29 protein-coding genes are annotated in these 19,523 nt (G+C 49.0%); 13 read left to right on the top strand and 16 right to left on the bottom strand.

What is annotated here, in order from left to right; translation table 11 throughout:
• Positions 1-336: 336 nt before the first annotated feature.
• Entirely contained in the window at positions 337-1,161 is an 825-nt protein-coding gene (rsmA, locus tag H6F93_RS02440) for a 16S rRNA (adenine(1518)-N(6)/adenine(1519)-N(6))-dimethyltransferase RsmA (RefSeq protein ID WP_190678944.1), read from the bottom strand.
• An 86-nt stretch (positions 1,162-1,247) separates the two neighbouring features.
• On the opposite strand from rsmA, the gene H6F93_RS02435 reads away from it, so the two are divergent.
• The 4 genes from H6F93_RS02435 (at position 1,248) to H6F93_RS02420 (ending at position 4,240) form a co-directional block, all read left to right on the top strand.
• Positions 1,248-1,910, top strand: a complete 663-nt coding sequence (locus tag H6F93_RS02435) for a TIGR00266 family protein (RefSeq protein WP_190645079.1) — start codon at positions 1,248-1,250, stop codon at positions 1,908-1,910.
• A gap of 23 nt (positions 1,911-1,933) precedes the next feature.
• Entirely contained in the window at positions 1,934-2,611 is a 678-nt protein-coding gene (locus H6F93_RS02430) for a TIGR00266 family protein (protein ID WP_190678941.1), read from the top strand.
• Between the two features lie 96 nt (positions 2,612-2,707).
• Positions 2,708-3,406 (top strand): TIGR00266 family protein, encoded by a 699-nt coding sequence (locus H6F93_RS02425; protein ID WP_190678939.1) that lies wholly within the window; start codon positions 2,708-2,710, stop codon positions 3,404-3,406.
• Between the two features lie 3 nt (positions 3,407-3,409).
• Positions 3,410-4,240, top strand: coding sequence for a M48 family metallopeptidase (locus H6F93_RS02420; RefSeq protein ID WP_190678937.1), 831 nt, complete (start codon positions 3,410-3,412; stop codon positions 4,238-4,240).
• A gap of 45 nt (positions 4,241-4,285) precedes the next feature.
• Here H6F93_RS02420 and H6F93_RS02415 read toward each other — a convergent pair whose 3' ends face one another.
• The gene (locus H6F93_RS02415) at positions 4,286-4,621 is read right to left on the bottom strand and encodes a hypothetical protein (RefSeq protein WP_190678935.1); all 336 of its coding nucleotides are present in this window, start codon (positions 4,619-4,621) and stop codon (positions 4,286-4,288) included.
• Between the two features lie 123 nt (positions 4,622-4,744).
• On the opposite strand from H6F93_RS02415, the gene H6F93_RS02410 reads away from it, so the two are divergent.
• From H6F93_RS02410 to H6F93_RS34990, 3 genes are all read left to right on the top strand, one after another.
• On the top strand, positions 4,745-5,011 hold the full coding sequence (locus tag H6F93_RS02410; protein WP_190678933.1) for a hypothetical protein: 267 nt from the start codon (positions 4,745-4,747) through the stop codon (positions 5,009-5,011).
• A gap of 221 nt (positions 5,012-5,232) precedes the next feature.
• Positions 5,233-5,622: an alr0857 family protein gene (locus H6F93_RS02405; protein ID WP_190678931.1), complete on the top strand. Its 390-nt coding sequence runs from the start codon at positions 5,233-5,235 to the stop codon at positions 5,620-5,622.
• A 282-nt stretch (positions 5,623-5,904) separates the two neighbouring features.
• A complete protein-coding gene (locus H6F93_RS34990) occupies positions 5,905-6,996 on the top strand; it encodes a GNAT family N-acetyltransferase (RefSeq protein WP_199313438.1) in 1,092 nt (363 codons plus the stop codon).
• 202 nt (positions 6,997-7,198) lie between these two features.
• Here the strand turns inward: H6F93_RS34990 and H6F93_RS02395 are convergent, their stop codons facing one another.
• From H6F93_RS02395 to ndhC, 3 genes are read right to left on the bottom strand one after another with little or no spacing between them, the layout of a single operon-like run.
• Positions 7,199-7,738: an NAD(P)H-quinone oxidoreductase subunit J gene (locus H6F93_RS02395; RefSeq protein ID WP_190678930.1), complete on the bottom strand. Its 540-nt coding sequence runs from the start codon at positions 7,736-7,738 to the stop codon at positions 7,199-7,201.
• A complete protein-coding gene (locus H6F93_RS02390) occupies positions 7,731-8,456 on the bottom strand; it encodes an NADH dehydrogenase subunit K (protein ID WP_242043272.1) in 726 nt (241 codons plus the stop codon). The genes H6F93_RS02395 and H6F93_RS02390 overlap by 8 nt, the downstream gene beginning before the upstream one ends.
• Entirely contained in the window at positions 8,453-8,815 is a 363-nt protein-coding gene (ndhC, locus tag H6F93_RS02385) for a photosynthetic/respiratory NAD(P)H-quinone oxidoreductase subunit C (RefSeq protein WP_190645069.1), read from the bottom strand. The genes H6F93_RS02390 and ndhC overlap by 4 nt, the downstream gene beginning before the upstream one ends.
• A gap of 454 nt (positions 8,816-9,269) precedes the next feature.
• Here ndhC and H6F93_RS02380 point away from each other — a divergent pair, with 454 nt between their 5' ends.
• The gene (locus H6F93_RS02380; RefSeq protein ID WP_190678928.1) at positions 9,270-9,857 is read left to right on the top strand and encodes a sigma-70 family RNA polymerase sigma factor; all 588 of its coding nucleotides are present in this window, start codon (positions 9,270-9,272) and stop codon (positions 9,855-9,857) included.
• 9 nt (positions 9,858-9,866) lie between these two features.
• Positions 9,867-10,601: an anti-sigma factor gene (locus H6F93_RS02375; protein ID WP_190678926.1), complete on the top strand. Its 735-nt coding sequence runs from the start codon at positions 9,867-9,869 to the stop codon at positions 10,599-10,601.
• 18 nt (positions 10,602-10,619) lie between these two features.
• Here H6F93_RS02375 and H6F93_RS02370 read toward each other — a convergent pair whose 3' ends face one another.
• From H6F93_RS02370 to H6F93_RS02355, 4 genes are all read right to left on the bottom strand, one after another.
• Entirely contained in the window at positions 10,620-11,588 is a 969-nt protein-coding gene (locus H6F93_RS02370) for a glutathione S-transferase family protein (protein WP_190678924.1), read from the bottom strand.
• Positions 11,589-11,613: 25 nt separating this feature from the next.
• Positions 11,614-12,600, bottom strand: a complete 987-nt coding sequence (locus H6F93_RS02365; RefSeq protein WP_190678922.1) for a glutathione S-transferase family protein — start codon at positions 12,598-12,600, stop codon at positions 11,614-11,616.
• Positions 12,601-12,766: 166 nt separating this feature from the next.
• Entirely contained in the window at positions 12,767-13,222 is a 456-nt protein-coding gene (locus tag H6F93_RS02360; RefSeq protein WP_347277234.1) for a DoxX family protein, read from the bottom strand.
• 63 nt (positions 13,223-13,285) lie between these two features.
• Positions 13,286-13,480: a CDGSH iron-sulfur domain-containing protein gene (locus tag H6F93_RS02355; RefSeq protein ID WP_190678920.1), complete on the bottom strand. Its 195-nt coding sequence runs from the start codon at positions 13,478-13,480 to the stop codon at positions 13,286-13,288.
• 209 nt (positions 13,481-13,689) lie between these two features.
• Here H6F93_RS02355 and H6F93_RS02350 point away from each other — a divergent pair, with 209 nt between their 5' ends.
• On the top strand, positions 13,690-14,469 hold the full coding sequence (locus H6F93_RS02350; protein WP_190678918.1) for a class I SAM-dependent methyltransferase: 780 nt from the start codon (positions 13,690-13,692) through the stop codon (positions 14,467-14,469).
• On the opposite strand, the gene H6F93_RS02345 is transcribed toward H6F93_RS02350, so the two are convergent.
• The 3 genes from H6F93_RS02345 to H6F93_RS02335 all read right to left on the bottom strand — a co-directional run bounded on the left by H6F93_RS02345 (position 14,466) and on the right by H6F93_RS02335 (position 15,706).
• Positions 14,466-14,957, bottom strand: coding sequence for a MarR family winged helix-turn-helix transcriptional regulator (locus tag H6F93_RS02345; RefSeq protein ID WP_524537881.1), 492 nt, complete (start codon positions 14,955-14,957; stop codon positions 14,466-14,468). The genes H6F93_RS02350 and H6F93_RS02345 overlap by 4 nt on opposite strands.
• Positions 14,958-15,200: 243 nt before the next feature.
• Positions 15,201-15,374 carry a HEPN domain-containing protein gene (locus H6F93_RS02340; protein ID WP_190645061.1) on the bottom strand — a complete coding sequence of 58 codons (174 nt, stop codon included), beginning with the start codon at positions 15,372-15,374 and terminating at the stop codon, positions 15,201-15,203.
• Entirely contained in the window at positions 15,371-15,706 is a 336-nt protein-coding gene (locus tag H6F93_RS02335; RefSeq protein WP_190645060.1) for a nucleotidyltransferase domain-containing protein, read from the bottom strand. Before H6F93_RS02335 ends, H6F93_RS02340 begins: the two co-directional genes overlap by 4 nt.
• 133 nt (positions 15,707-15,839) lie before the next feature.
• On the opposite strand from H6F93_RS02335, the gene H6F93_RS02330 reads away from it, so the two are divergent.
• Complete coding sequence (locus H6F93_RS02330; RefSeq protein ID WP_524537880.1) at positions 15,840-17,228, top strand: metallopeptidase TldD-related protein; 1,389 nt, start codon at positions 15,840-15,842, stop codon at positions 17,226-17,228.
• A gap of 122 nt (positions 17,229-17,350) precedes the next feature.
• Here H6F93_RS02330 and H6F93_RS02325 read toward each other — a convergent pair whose 3' ends face one another.
• Positions 17,351-17,572 (bottom strand): DUF5615 family PIN-like protein, encoded by a 222-nt coding sequence (locus H6F93_RS02325; protein WP_190678916.1) that lies wholly within the window; start codon positions 17,570-17,572, stop codon positions 17,351-17,353.
• Positions 17,569-17,793 carry a DUF433 domain-containing protein gene (locus H6F93_RS02320; protein ID WP_190678914.1) on the bottom strand — a complete coding sequence of 75 codons (225 nt, stop codon included), beginning with the start codon at positions 17,791-17,793 and terminating at the stop codon, positions 17,569-17,571. Before H6F93_RS02320 ends, H6F93_RS02325 begins: the two co-directional genes overlap by 4 nt.
• 215 nt (positions 17,794-18,008) lie before the next feature.
• On the opposite strand from H6F93_RS02320, the gene H6F93_RS02315 reads away from it, so the two are divergent.
• Positions 18,009-18,263, top strand: a complete 255-nt coding sequence (locus tag H6F93_RS02315) for a UPF0175 family protein (protein ID WP_190678912.1) — start codon at positions 18,009-18,011, stop codon at positions 18,261-18,263.
• A complete protein-coding gene (locus tag H6F93_RS02310; RefSeq protein WP_190678911.1) occupies positions 18,247-18,729 on the top strand; it encodes a PIN domain-containing protein in 483 nt (160 codons plus the stop codon). The genes H6F93_RS02315 and H6F93_RS02310 overlap by 17 nt, the downstream gene beginning before the upstream one ends.
• A 104-nt stretch (positions 18,730-18,833) precedes the next feature.
• Here H6F93_RS02310 and H6F93_RS02305 read toward each other — a convergent pair whose 3' ends face one another.
• Both H6F93_RS02305 and H6F93_RS02300 read right to left on the bottom strand, forming a co-directional pair.
• The gene (locus H6F93_RS02305; protein ID WP_190678909.1) at positions 18,834-19,037 is read right to left on the bottom strand and encodes a hypothetical protein; all 204 of its coding nucleotides are present in this window, start codon (positions 19,035-19,037) and stop codon (positions 18,834-18,836) included.
• Between the two features lie 182 nt (positions 19,038-19,219).
• A complete protein-coding gene (locus tag H6F93_RS02300; protein ID WP_190678906.1) occupies positions 19,220-19,423 on the bottom strand; it encodes a hypothetical protein in 204 nt (67 codons plus the stop codon).
• Positions 19,424-19,523 lie beyond the last annotated feature (100 nt).

Raw genomic sequence — 19,523 nt, 5'->3', positions numbered from 1 at the left:
GTACACGTCGGCATCCATCGCATTCTGAATCGATTCAAAAACTGGAGTCCATGCCCGAAGCGAAAGACGAACAATAGCATCAAGATGCTGAGGAGTGTATTGTTCAATTTGCATTTCGAGATGGAGTTTAGAAGACGCCCAAGGATTGTAGATAATTAAGCCGCATAACTATTAATAGACTGAAATAATAGACTGAAATTTTCCGCATAAGATCCTAATGGTTGGTGGATAGGCAGGATGGTTCTGCACAACACACCGAATCTGCATAATAAGCAGGTTATTTCTGCATATTATGCAGATTAAGCTAAACAGCTAGAATCTTTCCGCATATTTACCTCAGTCCTTAACTTCTTCTGCTAACTGATTACTCAATGCCACCCAATTCTCGACGCTTAAATCTTCGGCGCGGGCTTGGGGGTTGATTTCGAGTTGTTCTAGTAACTGGTTGAGGCGATCGCGCTCCACCACACTCATCAAGTTATTTCGCAACATCTTACGCTTTGTCGCAAACCCCAGCTTCACCAAAGTTTCCAGCTTACGAACATTGGTTACAGGCAGATGAAACTGGCGTGGACGCAATCGCACGACAGCGGAATCAACTTTGGGTGGCGGCTGAAAGGCTTTAGCCGTGACATCACAAATCCATTCGCACTCGGCTAAATACTGCACTCGCACAGATAGCGCCCCATAGTTTCTGGAGCCAGGACGGGCACACAGCCGCAGGGCAACTTCTTTTTGCAACAGCAGCACGATCACCTCAAAGGGGCGGGGGTTTGGGGTGGCGATCGCCCCCAGCAGCTTCTCTAAAATTGGCCCAGTAATGTTATACGGAATATTTGCAACCACTTTGTTGGGCTGCTGAAAGTCTGGAAATGCCGCCAGTGCAGCTTCTAAATCAAGGGAAAGGACATCTCCCTGGAGTAGCAAAAAATGATCAATTTTGCCTAACTTTTCTACTAGCAGCTTGCATAAATCTCGGTCAATCTCAACGGCAACTACCGCTGCTGCCTTTTCTAGAAGCGGCCGGGTCAAGGCTCCTCGACCAGGGCCAATTTCTAAGACGCGATCGCCCTCCACTAACCCCGCTGCTGCCACAATTTTCTGCAACGCCTTTTCACTACGCAGCCAGTGTTGTCCAAATTGTTTACGAGCTTGAGGCATAATTACATTTTCTTAAAAGATCCACAGAACGAAATTTCGCCTGCCAGATTTGTAGAGTATTTATGTCTTTGGGATGAGGTACGTGGGTGAAATACGAGATCCGTTATAAACCTGCTTTTGCAACTGTTTTTTTGACGTTAAATCCGGGCGATCGCATCACAGCTGAAGCTGGGGCAATGGCCAGCATGGCGGCAAAGCTCTCAATGAAAACTGAGTTTTCCGGCGGTCTAGTTCCTGGGCTGTTGAAAAAGTTTCTGGGTGGGGAGTCGCTCTTTGTCAATGTATTTACGAATGAAACTCAGCAACCGCTGGAGCTGGTCTTAACTCAGTCTACTGTGGGCGATGTCGGTTTGATGGAGCTTCAGGGAAATGAGATTTGCTTTCAGCCTGGTGCTTACATTGCTCACACACCCGGAGTTCAGATGGGGGTGCAGTGGGCTGGCTTTTCGAGCTTGTTTGCCGGAGAGGGGCTGTTTAAGCTGAAGCTAAGCGGTCGTGGGCTGGTGTTTTTTGGCGCGTATGGCGGCTTGAGCCAGCGTCGTGTAAATGGCGATTTCACGGTAGACACCGGACATCTAGTTGCCTATGAACCCAGCATCCAAATGAATATTCGCTTAGCCAGTGGGTTGGTTGGCTCTGTCACATCAGGTGAGGGCTTGGTAAATCGCCTGACCGGGCAGGGAACCATTTATCTCCAGTCTCGCAGCAGTGATGGATTGGTCAGGTTTTTGCGCTCTAAGCTGCGCTAGTTCTTACATAAGAAGGCTTCTCAATGAAAGTTGATATTTTACATCAGCCCGATAGTGCGATCGCCAAAATTGATATGGAACCCCAAGAAGAACTCGTTGCCGAAGCAGGCGCGATGGTTTCCATGAGCGGTCATATGAACGTCAACACGACGCTGCGAAAGGGCAAAGGAGGAGGCGTTTTTGGTGGATTAAAGCGAATGCTAGCCGGGGAATCGATGTTTCTCAGCGTCTTCCGCTCTGGCTCCACATCCGCCGAAATTTACCTGGCTCCAAAGCTGATGGGCGACATTTTGCCCTACCAGATGGGTGCCCATGACCTCGTAGTTCAATCCACCGGATATTTGGCTAGCACGCCCGGAGTTGACCTTGACTTAGGATTTCAAGGGCTGAAGTCGGTCTTTTCAGGGGAATCGGTTTTTTGGCTGACTGCTAGCGGTAGCGGGCTGGTGCTGCTCAGCGCCTTTGGCGGCATTTACGAAATTAAGGTAGACGGCGAATACATCGTTGATACAGGGCACATCGTCGCCTTTGAAAAAACGTTGAATTTCTCAGTCACAAAGGCAGGCTCTAGCTGGGTCGGCGCATTTTTGGGTGGAGAAGGGCTGATTTGTCGGTTCCAGGGGCAGGGGCGGCTGTTCTGCCAAACTCACAACCCTGGGGCATTTGGCAGATTGATTGGCAGCAAATTGCCACCCCGGTAAACCCACTTGTGGGGATGGGCATCCTGCCCGTCCATCTCAAGCAGGCATCTTGCCTGCTCCACAAATTAGTAAACTACTCATTCTTAAGCAATTAATATGACTACTGAAACTGCTTATGAGATTCAGCATGCTCCTGCCTACGCCGCTTTAACGCTCAAACTTCAGGCAAACCAGACTGTCCTCGTCGAGTCGGGCGCGATGGCAGCAATGGACTCTCACATCAAAATGAAGTCTAAAGTGCAGGGCGGCTTGATGAAAGGACTGGGGCGAATGTTGGGTGGTGAGTCGCTGTTTGTTAGCGAATTTACCGCTGAGGGCAAGCCCGGAGAACTGCTGATTTCACCAGGAGTACCGGGAGACATTCGGCATTATTGTTTTGACGGCAATAGCGGTTTGATGGTGCAATCTTCAGGCTTTATCGCTGCTAGTCCCACCGTCACCATTGACAGTAAGTTTCAGGGCTTCAAAGGCTTCTTTAGCGGCGAGTCTTTGTTTTTGCTGAAGGTGACGGGCTATGGTGACTTCTGGTTTAGCTCGTTTGGCGCAATCATCGAGATTCCCGTGACCGGAGATTATGTCGTAGATACGGGCTACATCGTTGCTTTTGAAGACACGCTTAACTACAACGTTGAGATGTTGGGCGGCTTGTCGTTCAAAGGCTTGAGAACTGGTATCTTTGGCGGAGAAGGCTTTGTCTGCCGATTTAGCGGCACAGGCAGATTGTGGATTCAGTCACGTCAGCTTTACCCCTTCGTCAACTTCATCCATCCTTTCCGTCCCGTCAAGAGCAGTTAGACTATGCCGATTGAGTTACCGCCCGGAACGGCAAGCTATCGCGGCGATCGCAACCCAGAACCTAAAAAGCGGCAAATTTTGCTCGTCGTTGGATTAATCATCGCGGTTGTGTTTTTTGCCTTCTGGCTATTTGGGGCGCTGGTGAATGGGTTGGTCTGGCTAATTCCGCCTAGCGTCGAGCGGCAATTGGGTACATTCACCGTGCCTGTGTTTGAGCAAATGGCAGAACCATCGGCGGCTCAAGACTCGCTCAATCAATTGCTTGATCGCCTGGAGGCAAATCTTCCCCCTGAGCAACAGCAAGATCACGACTACCAGGTGCTATACATTCCTGATGCGACGGTGAATGCGATCGCCATTCCGGGCGATCGCGTCATCATTTACCGGGGACTACTAGCTCAGACAGAATCAGAGAATGAGCTGATGATGGTACTGGGGCACGAATTGGGGCATTTTGCTAACCGTGACCATCTGCGGCGGCTGAGTAGAGGATTAGTCTTGCAGTTACTCATTGCCGTTTTCTTTGGGGATACAGGTGGACTCCAGGATGTAGCGATTTCTGGACTGTCCAGCATCAGTAATGCTCAATTCTCCCAAGGGCAAGAATTGCAGGCGGATGAATTTGGCTTAAATCTTTTGCAGCAAACCTATGGACACGTTGCTGGAGCGACAGACTTTTTTGAACGGTTGAGTCAGCAAGAAGGAGCAAATATCGACTTTTTGGCGACCCATCCTAACTCAAACAAACGAGTACAACGGCTGGAGCGGACGATCGCTAAGGGCTATGACCTGGGTGAGCGATCGCCTCTCCCTGCTCCGTTGGCAGACCTGTAACGACTGTCTGCCGCTGACTAAAAATTTGAAGTAACCAGCTTGAACTTACCTGGCTAAGCTCTCCATACTGAGAGGCACCATTTCGCCGCTCTTGGTTAACCCCAACAGCATCCGTTCCTGGGGTCTGATTAACTTGCCCGTCAACACACACCTTTCTTCTGTTTGAGCTGTAGCCTCTACGCTGGCTCGTATCTCCTCTGGCGACAATTGTGGCTGATAGTCTCCAGACTTTTGCTGCACATAATTCCACAGCACATCCCGAATCAAAGCTTGATAGCCCTGATTGCCTGCCAAATCTTTGAGTCGGTCTTTGAGATCTCGCTCCAGCCGGATGCTGGTTACTTCCATTTCTGTTGTTGCCGTGCGATTCATCGTGTACATTTCAGTCCTCCTGAAATAGATAAGGTCTAGTTGAGTTTTTTTGAAGATGTGTAGACACCTTCGTAACACGAGTGTAGTATATTGAATGTCAGAATCAAGCAATATGTTTCAGCAAATAAACCTGTGAGTTACCCATCCACCCTTTGCACTTCACGCCACGCTGCCGAGCCTCAAAGCTTGGCTTTTGCGTTGCTGGCGGCGATTGCTGCGGGTGGCGATGGTGCTGGCAATCTGGTCGCAGGCGAAGAGATGCGAGGCTTTGGCTTTGGCATAGTCACCAGACTAGATGGAAAAAATCGGGGAATCGATCTATCCGATTTGCCAGTAGATGAACCAGACTCACGAGGCGGGCGGTACAGGTCAAGAACTGCTGTACCCGGAGAGGACTAGAAAAACCTGAACCAGTTTTTCCAGCCCCCGCTTCTAAGTTACGGAAGCGGGGGTTCTTGTCTGTGAAGTTATTGAAATTGCTAAGTCACTCGTTGCTCACGCACTCGCATTAACCCATTAGAACAGCTACCTAGCTAGAACCAAGTTCGTGCCCCACTTTCGTCCGATGGACAGTTCTGAAAACCCAGAAGCCTGAAGAAATCCGAAGGGAGTCCCCGGTGATGCTGAAATTTACCTACACGGAAACGGGTCTACATCTAGAACATTTACCCCAATCAGTTGAAGATTGGATGACGCTACGGGTGATTTTGTCACTGCGAACCGGACAGCGTTTGATTGTTGAGCGCGGGACGGCTGCTTTCTTGTTGCCCACCAACTTGATCGGGTTGCGATCGCTTGAGTCTGCCATTCAACAAGAAACCTATGGCACAATCACCCTGACCAAAAGTGACGCTGAGTACGTTGAGGTGAGCCTGCACGGTACCTGGGTTTGCTCTAGCTCAGAAGAGGTTAATGGTGTGTTTGTGGCAAGTTTGGGCGATCGCACGGAATGGCTGATCTTCAAACTCTGGCGTGAAACCCAGAACCGCGCCTCCCCGCTGCGGCGGTAAAGATTCTAGCTCATCAGATCACTAGGAATGCAGCACCGAGATCTTCAGCCTATCAAAGAAGCTGAAGATCTGAATTTCCTATGGCGATCGCCCATCTTGAGCCTAATTGCCTAAATCTTGACAAATTTGTGAACCACTCAGGAAATTGTAGTGTTTAAGTAGTATATTGTAGTATAACGCAATTATTCCAACCTACTTCTTCCCGGACAGCCATGTTATTACTCTACGTTCGTTCGTTTGAGCGGCGCAAACCTCCACCAGAAGAGGTTTCTAGACCTAACCGTGCTAGCTCAAACTCTCAAACTCATTTTCAAACTCAAACTCATACAACCCAGCAAGTTCGTCACGCTAGATCGACTCATCATCTGGAGCGACGTTTATTCCTATAAACAGGTGCAATACGCCATGATGACTTTAAGAATGCGCCCCTACGCGGGTGAAACCGATTTGGAGGCGATCGCCCATCTGCTCAACACCTGCGAAGCCGTAGACCAGCTTGATAACTATCATTCTGTGCAAGATTTGCGGCTGGAGTTTAGCGAACCGAGCTTTGACGCAGCTCGTAACTTGCGGCTGTGGCACGATGGCGACGGTAAGCTGATCGGCTTTGGGCAAATGTGGATTCCCCTCAGCACAGAGAGCCCTGAAGTAGATGGGCACCTCTGGTTTCGGGTCGATCCTGAAGCTCGTGGCGGCAGGCTTGAATCCGAAATCATTGCCTGGGGTGAAGCCCGGATGCACGAAATCTGGCTGGAGCGAGGCATTCCTGTAAAGCTCTACGGTCACGCTCGCGATAAGCAAACTGAGTTGATCGCACTGTTGGAAGAGCATGGCTTTACCTTTGTGCGGCGATTCCTAAGAATGGAGCGATCGCTCACCCAACCCATTCCCACACCCCAACTACCAGAAGGCTTCACCATCCGGCACAGCCAGGGAGAAGCAGACATTGAAGCCTGGGTCGAAATGCACAACCAGTCCTTTATTGATCACTGGAACTATCACCCGTTGACTGCTGAGGTCCATCGGCACTGGCTGAGCGACCCTAACTATCGACCGGAGTTGGATCTGGTGGCGATCGCCCCAGACGGCACCTTTGCCGCCTTCTGCTATTGCCACATTCCCATTGAGGAAAATCGCCAAACGGGACGCAGCGATAGTTGGGTTGGCATGGTGGGCACCCGTCGCGGATTTCGTCGCTTGGGATTGGGAAGGGCCATGCTGCTAGCGGGTCTACAACAACTCAAAGCCGCTGGAGTAGACACTGCAAAACTCGGTGTAGACACCGAAAACCCCAACTGTGCCCAAACTCTATACGAATCCACAGGATTCCGCAAAGTTCACGCCAGTCTGTCTTTCGTCAAACCGCTGAGTTAGGCAGCTTTGATACTTCTAACTTGAACACGTTGATACTCGTAGCAGCGTAGAACTGCGGCAATAAAAAAGAGGGTGAAGGCTTAACCTTCACCCTCTTTTGTTCTAATTCAAGTAATCAGTATGACGACTTGGTGGATGACTCATTCTCAAGCTAAAGCCTGAAACAGAAATCAAGGGCTTTCACCCCTCATCCTTCATTCCTCTAATAGGCGTCCTGAAGTTCGTAGAAGTCTGGAGAAATATAATCTTTCCGCAACGGCCAGCCAACCCAGTCTTCATTCATCAGGAGGCGCTTCAGGTTGGGGTGTCCTTCATAGACAATCCCATACATGTCATAGCTTTCTCGCTCCTGCCAGTCTGCTGCCTTCCAGATCCAATAGACCGAAGGCACCTTCGGATCTTCTCTAGGCAAGAACACTTTTAGGCGAACTTCATCAGGACGGTCTGCATTATCGCTCAGCTTGAGCAGGTGGTAGGTGCTGACCAGATCGCCTCCTGGACCAGTGTCGTAGGCAGCCTGACACGCTAAGTAATTGAAACCGTAAGCGTAAAGGGCAGTCGCAAAGGGCAGCAAAAACTCTCGATCAACTTTGAGCACTTCAACACCGCTGTGGTCTTTTTCTAGCGACTCATGCTCAAATCCATTCTCAGTCAGCCAGCTAGACACTTTGCCAGCTTCGACAATTTTGGCATCACCCTGCTCTTCAGCCTGAGTGCCTTCCTGCTTAGCTTCTTCAGCCACGATCGCTCTCCTCTTTCTCAACTTCCTGGAGGGCTGGTGTGATGGGCATACCCATTGCTTCCATCAGTTCTTTAGGCGGTGCTTGTCGAGCCTCTGCCTGCAGATACTTACCCGTCAGAATGTCGGGCACGATGTTTAGATTATGAGAAACAGTGCGGTAGCGGTGGGTCTGCGCGGCTATTCCACGTTCCTGCAAAGATTCATTCGAGATCTTTTTCCGCAGCTTGATAATTGCATCAATAATTGCTTCAGGACGGGGAGGACATCCAGGAATGTAAACATCTACTGGAATTAGCTTATCCACACCTCGAACCGCGGTAGGAGAATCAGTGCTGAACATGCCGCCTGTGATCGTGCAAGCACCCATTGCAATCACATACTTGGGTTCAGGCATTTGCTCATACAGCCGCACCAGCGCGGGAGCCATTTTCATCGTAATGGTTCCGGCGGTGATGATTAGGTCAGCTTGACGCGGGCTAGAACGGGGAACCAGACCAAAGCGGTCGAAGTCAAATCGAGAGCCAATCAGCGCTGCAAACTCAATAAAGCAGCAGGCAGTGCCATACAAGAGGGGCCACAGACTCGAAAGTCTTGCCCAGTTATGCAGGTCATCCAGCGTGGTCAGAATTACGTTTTCTGATAAGTCCTGGGTGACTTGGGGATACTCGGCTGGGCTAATAATAGCTGTATTTTCGGGGGTTGAAGTACTAGGGTTCATGACCATTCCAGTGCGCCTTTCCTCCATGCGTAAACGAGACCAACGACAAGAATTGCAATAAATATCAGGGCTTCCACAAAGGCCAGTAGCCCAAGTTGGTTGAATGCAACAGCCCAGGGGTAAAGAAACACTGTCTCAACGTCGAAAATGACGAAGACTAGCGCAAACATGTAATAGCGAATGTTGAACTGAATCCAGGCTCCACCAATTGGCTCCATCCCAGACTCATAGGTGATTCTTCGCTCTACGCCTTCAGGGTGGGGTCGAACAAGCCTGGCGGTCACAAAGGCCAGGACAGGAACCAGACTACAGATGAGCAGGAAGCCCAAAAAATATTCGTAGCCGTTGAGGACAAACACAATTTCTGCTTTTGTAGGATTGACTCAGTAACAATGTTACTTGCTTTTTACATTATAAGAAATCGGAAATCTGCTCCTGTCTATACGAACCTGTTATTGGATCAATAGTGAATTGTTTAGGTTAGAGAGTCGTGGATTGATTCCTGTACTGAATCCTGGAAGCGAGCGGACGTTTATCTAGGCTGGACTTTAACTTAGACGGGCATCAGTACCTTGTGAGAAAAATTACTTCGGCTGAGTTAAGGGAAAGTCGATTAGGATGTCTGCTCTTTCGGCGCTTGATTCGCCCTTGGATCTATTTTTTTGGAGTATCCTCCCTTAATCTGAACTTACACAGATTTGAAATCCGATCGCCACTTGTTACTCGTATTGCATATAGACCTGCATAGAGGTGCGTGGCCAGGGATGAAATTGCTCCTTCCTTTATTAATCTTGGAGTCGTTGATCAGACGCAATGCATCCTGATTCTCCCAAGCCTGAGCCATCTGCGTCAGACCAAACTGACGCAGACCTATTTTTGGCGCTAAAAGCGGGTCGTATTGAAGCGCTGAGTGCTTTATATGACCGCTACTCAAATTTGGTCTACGGGCTAGCACTGAGGATTTTGTCTAATTCTGAGGAAGCTGAAGATGTCACGCAAGAGATTTTTTTGGCACTCTGGCACAAGGACAATTACAACCCAACTCGCGGCTCGCTGAGCAGCTTTTTGGTAACCATGACTCGCTCTCGATCGATTGACCGCTTGCGATCGCGCAACACAAAGCTGAGATTTCTTCAGCGCTGGAAGCGAATTTCAACGGCTGAAGAAATTTCAGCTAACCCGCTAGAGCAAGTTTCAATCAACGAGCGATCGCAGCTGATCCGAGAGGCGTTAGCTCGGCTACCGGACTCAGAACGACAGGTTCTAGAAATTGCCTATTTCGAGGGGTTGAGTCAGTCAGAAATCGCCCAGCGGTTGGGCATTCCGTTAGGTACCGTCAAAACCCGAACTCGTCAGGGACTTTTGAAACTCAAACAACATTTGCGGGATTTTATTCAGTAGTGACACACCATGATCAGACCCTCCCTTCCTGAAAACTGGGAAGAATTGATAGCGGGTTATACCCTTGATGATCTCGACCCTGAAGAGGCTGAGATTGTTGAACGATTGCTTAATGAAAATCCTGATCTGAGGGGAGAAGTTAAGCAGCTTCAGGAAGTTTTGGATTTGTTGCCCTATGGTCTGCCGCAGCAGGAGCCTCCGGCTCACCTGCGTGCAGCGATTTTAGATGCCGTGCAAGAGGGCGATCGCCCCGCTAGACCCCACAGACGTGCCCGTCGTCGAATTTGGCTGGAAATGGGTGGAGCTGTTGCTGCGTTTCTGGCGATTGCCCTGGGACTGGATAACTACCGCCTCCGCCAAGACCTGGAAAGTGCAGATGCAGTTATTCAAGCGCTACGTCAGCCTGAAACCGAAGTCTATGCCCTGGAAGGAACCGGGGAAACAACAGCTGCTTCCGGTCGGTTGGTCGTAAATCCTAATCAAGATCAAATTTTAGTCACCGTGCAGAACTTGCCCGAACCTCCTGCCGGACAAGCTTATCGGCTTTGGGGACTGACTCCTGGCAGCACAGAACCCATTTATTATGGTCAATTTGGCACAACCGCTCAGGGAGAAACGCTAGCTCAGCTTTCGATTCCTAGAGATGCTATTCCAACTGAGGAAATTCAGCTCCTGATCACACTGGAGTCGTCTACAGCGCCTCCAATTCCAGAAGGCCCTTTAGTGATGCAAAGCAGTTTGTAAGGGTTTGGGAATTAGGGATTAGCTGAGTTGAGTATCACGGTTGTGAGGAATTTCAAAGTCGATAATGGGCCCTTTGGGGACAATGCGGGTCGGGTTTACCTTGGGGTGGCTCTTGTAGTAGTGGCGCTTGATGTGGTCGAGGTTACAGGTTTCTTTAACACCGGGGTGCTGATATAAATCGCGCAAGTAGCCCCAGAGGTTGGGGTAATCCACAATGCGGCGCAGGTTGCACTTGAAGTGAACGTAGTAGACTGCGTCGAAGCGTAGCAGCGTGGTGAACATGCAGATGTCGGCTTCGGTGAGGCGATCGCCACACAAATATCGTTGCTTGTCTAACACCGTTTCCCAATGATCTAAATTCTCGAATAGCTCTGTGACAGCTTCTTCGTAGGCTTCCTGAGTGGTGGCAAATCCAGCGCGATAGACTCCGTTGTTGATCGGTTGATAGATTGCGTCGATGGTTTCATCAATCTGCTGCTGGAGCGCTTCGGGATAGAGGTCTACATCGGGTTTGGCAATTTCACCAAACTCAGTGTCTAACATCCGGATGATCTCGCGAGATTCGTTGTTGACGATGGTGCCTTTTTGCTTATCCCACAGCACCGGAACGGTGACTCGTCCGGTGTAATCCGGCTCAACTTTGGTGTAAAGCTCCCACAGGTAACGGGTGTGATTTACCGTATCGGGAATGCAGCCCTCTCCTTCGGAAAATTCCCAACTGTTGTTACCTAGTTCAGGATCGACAACTGATACAGAGATTGCATCGCTCAGTCCTTTTAGCTGACGCATGATCAGGGTGCGATGCGCCCAAGGGCAAGCTAGGGAGACGTAGAGATGATAGCGATCGCGCTCTGCCTTAAACCCACTAGAACCATCTGCCGTAATCCAGTTACGAAACGTGGTCGAGGGGCGGACAAACTTACCTTTTTTGTCCTCTTGTTCCCGCTCTGTGACCCACTTCCCATCCATCAACATGCCGAGTCCCATAATCTTCTCCCTGATTGCTTGAAATCTACCGAATCGCCATCTCTCTATTGCCCAGCCTAGCGCGATCGTGTGGGGCGCTAAAATCTATCGCTGGACCCAGCGGAACGATGCGATTAAGATTCAGTTGAGGAATTCCGGCGTAATAGAGTCGTTTAACGTGTTCAATGCTGCATACTTCTGCCACACCTGGATGCTGGTAAAGATCGCGCAGATAGCCCCACAGGTTGGGGTAATCGACCAGTCGTCGCAGGTTGCACTTAAATAGACCGTGATAAGCCAGGTCAAACCGAAACAGCGTGGTGAACATGCAGATGTCAGCTTCGGTGAGGCGATCGCCACACAAATATCTCTGATTTTCCAACACCTTTTCCCACCGATCCAAAGCGGCGAATAGCTCTGTCACTGCTTCCTCGTAAGCCGCTTGGGAATTGGCAAATCCAGACCGATATACCCCGTTGTTGATGGGTTGATAGATCTCGTCGATGGTCTGATCAATCTGTTGCTGAAAATCTTTGGGATAGAGGTCAGCCCCGGTCGTAGAAAAAGCCGCAAACTCGGTGTCAAACATCCGAATGATTTGGCGTGATTCATTATTGACAATTGCGCCTGTCTGCTTATCCCACAGCACCGGAACGGTAACTCGCCCAGAATAGTTAGGATCTGCCAACGTGTAAACTTCGCGCAAATAGTGAGTGCCATTCACCGTATCGGGAATGCACCCTGGCACATCAGAAAATGCCCAGCCTTCCTCACTAATTACCGGATCAACAATTGACAGGCTGATTACATCCTCCAAGCCTTTCAGCTTTCGGATGATCACGGTGCGATGTGCCCAAGGACAACCTAGCGACACGTAGAGGTGATAGCGTCCTGGTTCAGCTTTAAAGCCGCTGGAGCCATCTGCTGTCACTGTGTTGTGAAAGTGAGTCGGCATTCGGTTAAATCTGCCCTTCCCGTCTCGCTCTGTCCAGTCTTTAACCCACTTGCCATCAACCAACATTCCCAATGCCATTGGTTTGCTCCAGTAGTTTTGGTATTCAGATCTCTTACACAGAAACTTGGTTACAACCTCGTCTCTAGGTTCTACCTGGAGACGAGGTTGAGACTCTGTCTCTTGCAACTTCTACGAGGCAGAGCCTCACCAGGGGCATTACAAGGCGGAGCCTTGTAACGAGAAATCAGCGAGTGCGATCGAGACTGATGCGTCCAGGTCCGTATTGCATAACCAGGAGCAGACCGCCGAGCAATCCCAGGTTTTTGAGAAACATGATTTGCTGAATCGGATCGGCAAAGTTGGTGTGAAAGATCAGCGTGGCGGGAATCAGGAAAATCACCAGCGCGATCGCTCCGAGGCGAGTTTTGTAGCCCAGCAGCAGGGAAAGTCCGCCAGCTAGTTCTATGGCGATCGCTGCTACCAAAAACAATCCCGTCCAAAACATACCGTTAGCTGCCATGTATTCCTGGGTGCCTACCGGATTCAGAATTTTGTTTACCCCAGACACCAGATAGATCGAAGACAACAAAATTCGGGCAATCAGGGGAACGATGTCCCTGTCGTTACTTGCTTGAGTAGTGCTAGCGGGTTGTGAATTGGGATAAGAAGCCGAATCAGGAGCCAAAATTTTAATTTTCACGGTGTTTTCCTCGTGTTTCCTGGGTGTGTCTCTACTGCCTTGCGTACCTATTGCCTTACCGCTCTATTGCTTTGCCCAGTCAGAAATTACAACGGTCTGTGGTAATTCAAGTTCTAATGCAATCGGCTGGAATGGAGTGCCCTTGTGAGAACCATCGCAGTAAGGCGCATTTTTGCTTTGCCCACAGCTACAGATCCAGTGAGTGCCTGCATCCAGCGGTAATACAAAGGGTTCGCGGCTAGTCGAAGGTTGAGTCATGGCGATCGTTCCTAATCAAAGTTCCAAATATATTTGAACCAATACAATTTGTTTCTGCACTGTTTGAACCAGTACTTTCATGTTCTATCACAATCATTGTTTGAATGCAAACAATTAAAAGTAGAAAATCTTTTTCCTCTCGGAAATTATTTGAGCGAATCGCCAATTGCGACGAAGATGAAGTAAACCGTCGAGCTTGCTTCAAGGAAATGACTACTGCCAATTCTGTTCACGCTGCTGCACGTCAAGGTTTTCAGATGGGGGCTGATGCCTATGAACGAGGTAGACCTGGCTATCCTGCTGCAGCGATTGAGTTTTTGCAGCAAACGCTCAACCTTTCATCTGCCACAACGGTCGTAGATCTGGCAGCAGGAACAGGCAAATTTACCCGGCAGTTACAAGATTTGGGCTGTCAAGTCATGGCGATCGAGCCAGTTGAAGGGATGCGGCAAAAATTTGAAGCGCTTTTGCCGAATATACCTGTTCTTAACGGAACCGCTGAATCCATTCCCTTAGACGCTGCTTCGACTGATGTAGTTACCGTCGCTCAAGCATTTCACTGGTTTCAGGGAGAAGCGGCGTTAGCAGAAATTCATCGGGTGCTAAAGCCGGGTGGCTACCTTGGGTTGATTTGGAATGTTCGCGATGAGTCAGTAGATTGGGTAGCGCAAATCTCAGCAATCATTACGCCCCACGAGGGAGATGCACCCCGTTATCGAACCGGACAGTGGCGAACAGCGTTTGAGCAAACGGACTTATTCACACCGCTCGAAACTCAAATTTTTTCCTATGCACATCAGTATGATCTGGACGCAGCTATTGATCGAGTTGCTTCTATTAGTTTCATTGCCGCACTCAATGCTCAAACACAGCAAACCGTTCTTCGGCAAATGCGTGAATTACTTGAACATCATCCTCAAACACGCGATCGCCCCATCATTGAGCATCCCTATCGCACAGAGGTTTTTTGGTGTACTAGGAAAAGTTAGAAAATACTCCGCAGTTTCTTTAGCGCTGCCAAAATTTCTTCCAGATCGGACGAATCGAGCTTGTCAAATCGCTGTTTGATGTAGGCAATCTGAGCCGGAAAAACTTGCTCAAACAGTTGCTCCCCTTCGGGGGTTAGCACGATGACAAAACAGCGGCGATCGCCCTCTGGCACTTCACGTCGGACAAATCCCTTTTTTTCCAGGCGATCGACAATGCCAGTGAGCGTTCCCTTAGTCACCAGGGTTTTCTCAGCTAGCGTATTCATCGTCATGCCCGTGGTATTTCCCAGCGTGGCAATCACATCAAACTGAGGGGAAGTCAGCCCCAGTTGGCGGATATTTTCATCGGTATAACTTTCAAACGCTTGATAGGCTCTCACCAACTCTCGCATCACGGGCACAAACGGCTGTTTGGCAGCACTTTTGGCATCAAGCGGTTGGTCAGGGGGCTGGTCAATTAAAGTCTGGTCAGTCGGCGATCGCTCCACGCTGTTATTCCAATTTCTTAAACTACGTTTGGTTTACCACAAAGAAGTACTAATGCAAACCATTTTTAGCATAAACCAAAAAACCTGGAAATGCTGCCACTCTCAGGAGAGACTTGTATGCTCCTGCTTGGTCATTGGGAATGACAAGTAGCCTTTCAGTCAAATTTGACCTGCTAGTCGTTTACCTGCTGCTAGAGTCTAAGTTTTGTAAAGCAACAGTTAGAAAAGCTTGAGCTTGCTCAACTAGCGTTTTGGCATCTCGCTGAGATAATTCAGGAACAGGATCGTAGTCTGCACGAGCATGGCATAGTAAGCACGAGATACTGCAAACTCATAAAATCCTTGTTCAATCAAATTTTGAGACGCTTCCAGGCTACGTTGTGCTTTGTGAAGCAGGGCTTGTTGTTCTGGGGTCATAGGACAATTCCGTCAGACCGAATGTTTCGTAGCAGCGGTGAGTTCTCAGTTTCAAACCGCGATCGCCCCATAAATAGTCGAGAAATCAAAAGGTTGTGATCCAGGCATAGTTGAGCAATGAATTGACTGGTGCGACGCAGTTCTTCGCTAGCATTGACCGGATCTTCTAAAACAATTAAGACATCAATGTCAGAGGTGTCCGTTGCTTCGTCTCTAGCATGAGAACCAAATAAGATAATGCGATCGAGGCGTTCCTGGTATTCCTGCTGAAGGTATTCCCGCAGAGGCGTAAGGATTGTTAGAAGTTTGCGGCGAGGTTGAGTTGAAGGCATAGCATTTCTCAAGCTTGCTCAAATCCTACTTGATTGAGAATTGATATGGATCTAACAGAGTCACCAGAATCTTCGGACAGGTTTTAGACTGAAGGAAGTCAGTCTGAACGAATTGAGTCGGAGAGAAAAGCGCGTGGTTATTTCTATTGCTTCCATGCAAGATCGTCTGCTAGATGCGATTACGCCTTACCGCGATCGCGTCGATTACTTGGAGATTCGACTAGAGCAGGGTGAGGCGAGCGTCATTTCCTATCGCGGGGCGCAGTTGGATGCGGTAGACCGCAGCTTTTCTCTGTCGGGTGGGATTCGCGCCTGCCACAAAGGTGGCTGGAGTTTTGTCACGTTCAACGGGTTGTCTGAGCTAAAGGGACGGATTGAAGAAGCGATCGCCCAGGCTCACTTAGTCGGCAGCGAAACCACACAGCTAGCCGATGTGGAACCCATTCAAGATTACGTGTCGGTAAAGTTTGGCAGAGATCCTAGAGGTATTTCCCTGGAGGAAAAGCGGCAACTCGTTGAGCGCTACAACCAACTGTTGCTGGATACTGACCCGCGCATTCAGACGACGATGTCAGGGTATAGCGATCGCTTTAACACCACTTATTTCGTTAACTCTCTGGGCACCTGCATTGCTCAAGAGCGGCTGGATGTTTCTGGCAGATTCGGCGTGATTGCTAGAGGTGAAGGCGGCGTGGTGCGTCAGGGGTTTGAGTCAATCCACTCTCGCTCTGACTACAACGTGCTGCTGGGCGCTGAGGATCGGGTTCACGGCGCGGCAAAGCGGGCGATCGGTCAGCTTGACGCAACCTCAGTGAAGGGTGGACAGTACACTGTTTTGCTTGACCCTTATCTGGCAGGCGTGTTCATTCATGAGGCGTTTGGGCATCTCTCGGAGGCAGATTTTGTTTACGAGAATCCTAGAATGCAGGAATTGCTGGTTGTGGGCAAACCCCTCGGAATTCCTCAACTGAACGTGGTAGACGATGCCACGATGCCTGACCTGCCGGGTTCCTTGAAGTATGACGATGAGGGCGTTCCGGCACAGCGCAAGTTTTTAATCAAAGACGGTGTGTTGACCCAGCGTTTGCACAACCGGGAAACCGCAGGCAAGATGCACGAGCAGCCAACGGGCAATGCGCGAGCGATGAATGCAACCCATCCGCCGATTGTGCGAATGACGAATACGGGAATCGAACCGGGCGATCGCACCTTTGAGGAGATGATTGGTGACATTGAGGAAGGTGTCTATGCCGTTCGTATGTTGGGCGGACAAACTAACGGTGAGATGTTTACCTTTGCGGCGGCTGAAGGCTACATGATTCGCGATGGCAAGATTGCTGAACCGGTCAGCGATGTTACCCTCAGCGGCAATGTCTTCCAGACGTTGAAGGACATTGAGGCGATCGGCAGCGATTCTGTTTACACCAATGGCGGCTGCGGTAAGGGCGGACAGTCTCCTCTGCCCGTCAGCGTTGGTGGCCCTCATGTTCGGATCAAAAACGTTGTTGTAGGCGGACGCTAAAGTAGCTGGCGATCGCCAATCAAGAAAGTTGCGGGGTGGGTGAAATAGACCACCCTTTTACTGTGTTCAATAAAACGGTGCGTTTGCTTGGCAGCAACGCACCCTACAAGATGGCGATCGCACTAGTCTCCGCTAATTTCAACTAAAACTTCACCAGATCGTAGAAGCTCTAGGGCTTCTAGCAAAGTAGTACTCAAAATTTCTCGCAGCCGAGCATTTGAGGTGTTGCCGCATGTTAGCCAAATAATTTGTGGTGGTGAGCCAAAGCGATCAACGAGATCAACAAAATCACTGTCTTTGTTGCGATCGCAGGCGACAAATGTGCGTCTAACCCAAATTGTCATGCAACCAGCACTGGATGATTAAGCTTACGTGAGGCGTATAGAAGGGCTGCCTTCAGATCATCAGCCTCTAAATCAGGCATTTCTTCTAAAATTTGCTCAGCACTCAACCCTGCCGCAAATAAATCCAGTACATCCGAAACTCTAATTCTCATACCTCGAATACAAGGACGACCACCGCATTGTCTTGGATTAACTGTAATTCTCTTGAGCAAATCTGACATGTGGCTTTACTCCTAAGTTCTCCTCCATCTCAACACCATCGTAATTGAGCATTGAATATTTTTGAGGAGGGGACAGATTAGTATGCTCAGCAAATCGGTGCGTTTGCTTGTCAGCAACGCACCCTACGGTACTTGTTGAACCGCGCTAAGCTCTGGCGCTTGGTCGTTGAGTGTATCATGATGGTAAAAGATTGCCCCTTATGAGTTAAGTGAAAATGGGACTACAAATCTCGATCTCTGACTCTATTGTTCAAGCTCTGCGTCTGCCTGAGCAGCGTATTGAACAGGAATTGCTGAGGGAACTTGCCATTGCTCTTTATACACAGGATATTCTCTCCTTTGGAAAAGCGCGAGAACTCGCTGAGATGGATAAATACGAGTTTGGGCAGGTACTTTCTCGCCGTGGCGTGTTTCGGCATTATGGTTTTGAAGAATTGGATGATGATTTAAGCTATGCCCGTAGTGAGTAACACTTCACCAATTCTCAACTTGGCGATTGTGAATCAGCTTGAACTCCTGCATCAGCAATTTGGCAAAATTTTGATTCCTAATGCGGTATTAGATGAGTTGAAAATTGATGAAGAACGACCCGGTTCTCAAGCAATTCGCGGAGCAATCTCATCTGGATGGATTCAAGCTCAAAGGGTAAATAATGAACCTCTTGTCCAACTATTGAAGCAAACACTAGATCGGGGAGAAGCTGAGGCAATTGCCGTTGCGGTTGAAATAAAAGCAGACTGGATACTGCTAGATGAACGTGAAGGCAGAAAAGTTGCTAAGTCTCTAGGATTGAAAGTAACAGGGATTTTAGGAATCTTGCTGCGTGCTAAGGAGCTAGGTGAAATTGAGTCATTGCAACCGATTGTTGAGGATCTAATCAAAAAAGCTGGCTTTTGGATTGCACCAGAGCTATTGGCTCAGATTCTCATGCAGTAAAAAACTCGAACTGTGTTTGAGAGGGGTGTGAAGTGCTGACCACAACAGCAGGTCTTACCTTTGAACTCGACAAATCTGAGAAGGGATAGTGCACTAGAATAACGTCATGCTTGGAGTAGCTGGGCATACACATCATCCTCAGCATTGTCCCAAACTGCATCAGGTGATGTTTGGCTTGCGTTCAACCAAAATTCAGCCTCATCTTCAGATAAAACTGTTACCAACACCCTTACCCTTTCCGGTAGTTCTGCTGACTCCAATAACTCAATTTTTCCTTGCTGAACCGTAGCCCAAAGCGTTTTTAGCATATCTGTTGCATGAGACTACTCTTGATTTCTGCTGTAAATTCCTGTTGGTGCGATCGCCTCACTGCTGCCTTCAAGGCAATGAATACAGGCAACGTAACAGTTCACTTGAGCGGCGGTCAATAAGCTTCAAGTCAATACCGAGCTCTTTTGGCAGTTCGCTCCAAGCGAGTTATTAGCTTGTGTCAACGACTATCTTCCAGCCACAACTCAGATGTCTTGAAAACACTATGGCGGAGTTTTATACCTACTTCACCTTCAGACACAGTTTCAACTGTTTCATCATTCAACTGAATCTCTAGAATCTCTGTTCTAAACCAAGCTTCTGCATTACAAACAACAATTGATGCCCCCTTCTTAATAGTCATATCAGAGAGGCGTTGTTGCATGATTGAGAATTGAGCCAATCAAGTTCTAAACTAGGTTGAGATTAAGCTTTAACTTCATAGCTATCAGGCTTTGCAACTTGGATCATGCGATTGAGAGCAG

Origin of the sequence: Leptolyngbya sp. FACHB-671, from assembly GCF_014695745.1 — a bacterium.
Lineage (GTDB): Bacteria > Cyanobacteriota > Cyanobacteriia > Elainellales > Elainellaceae > JAAUTN01.
Note: the sequence above shows the minus strand (reverse complement) of the source record. Positions and strands in the feature narration are given on the sequence as shown.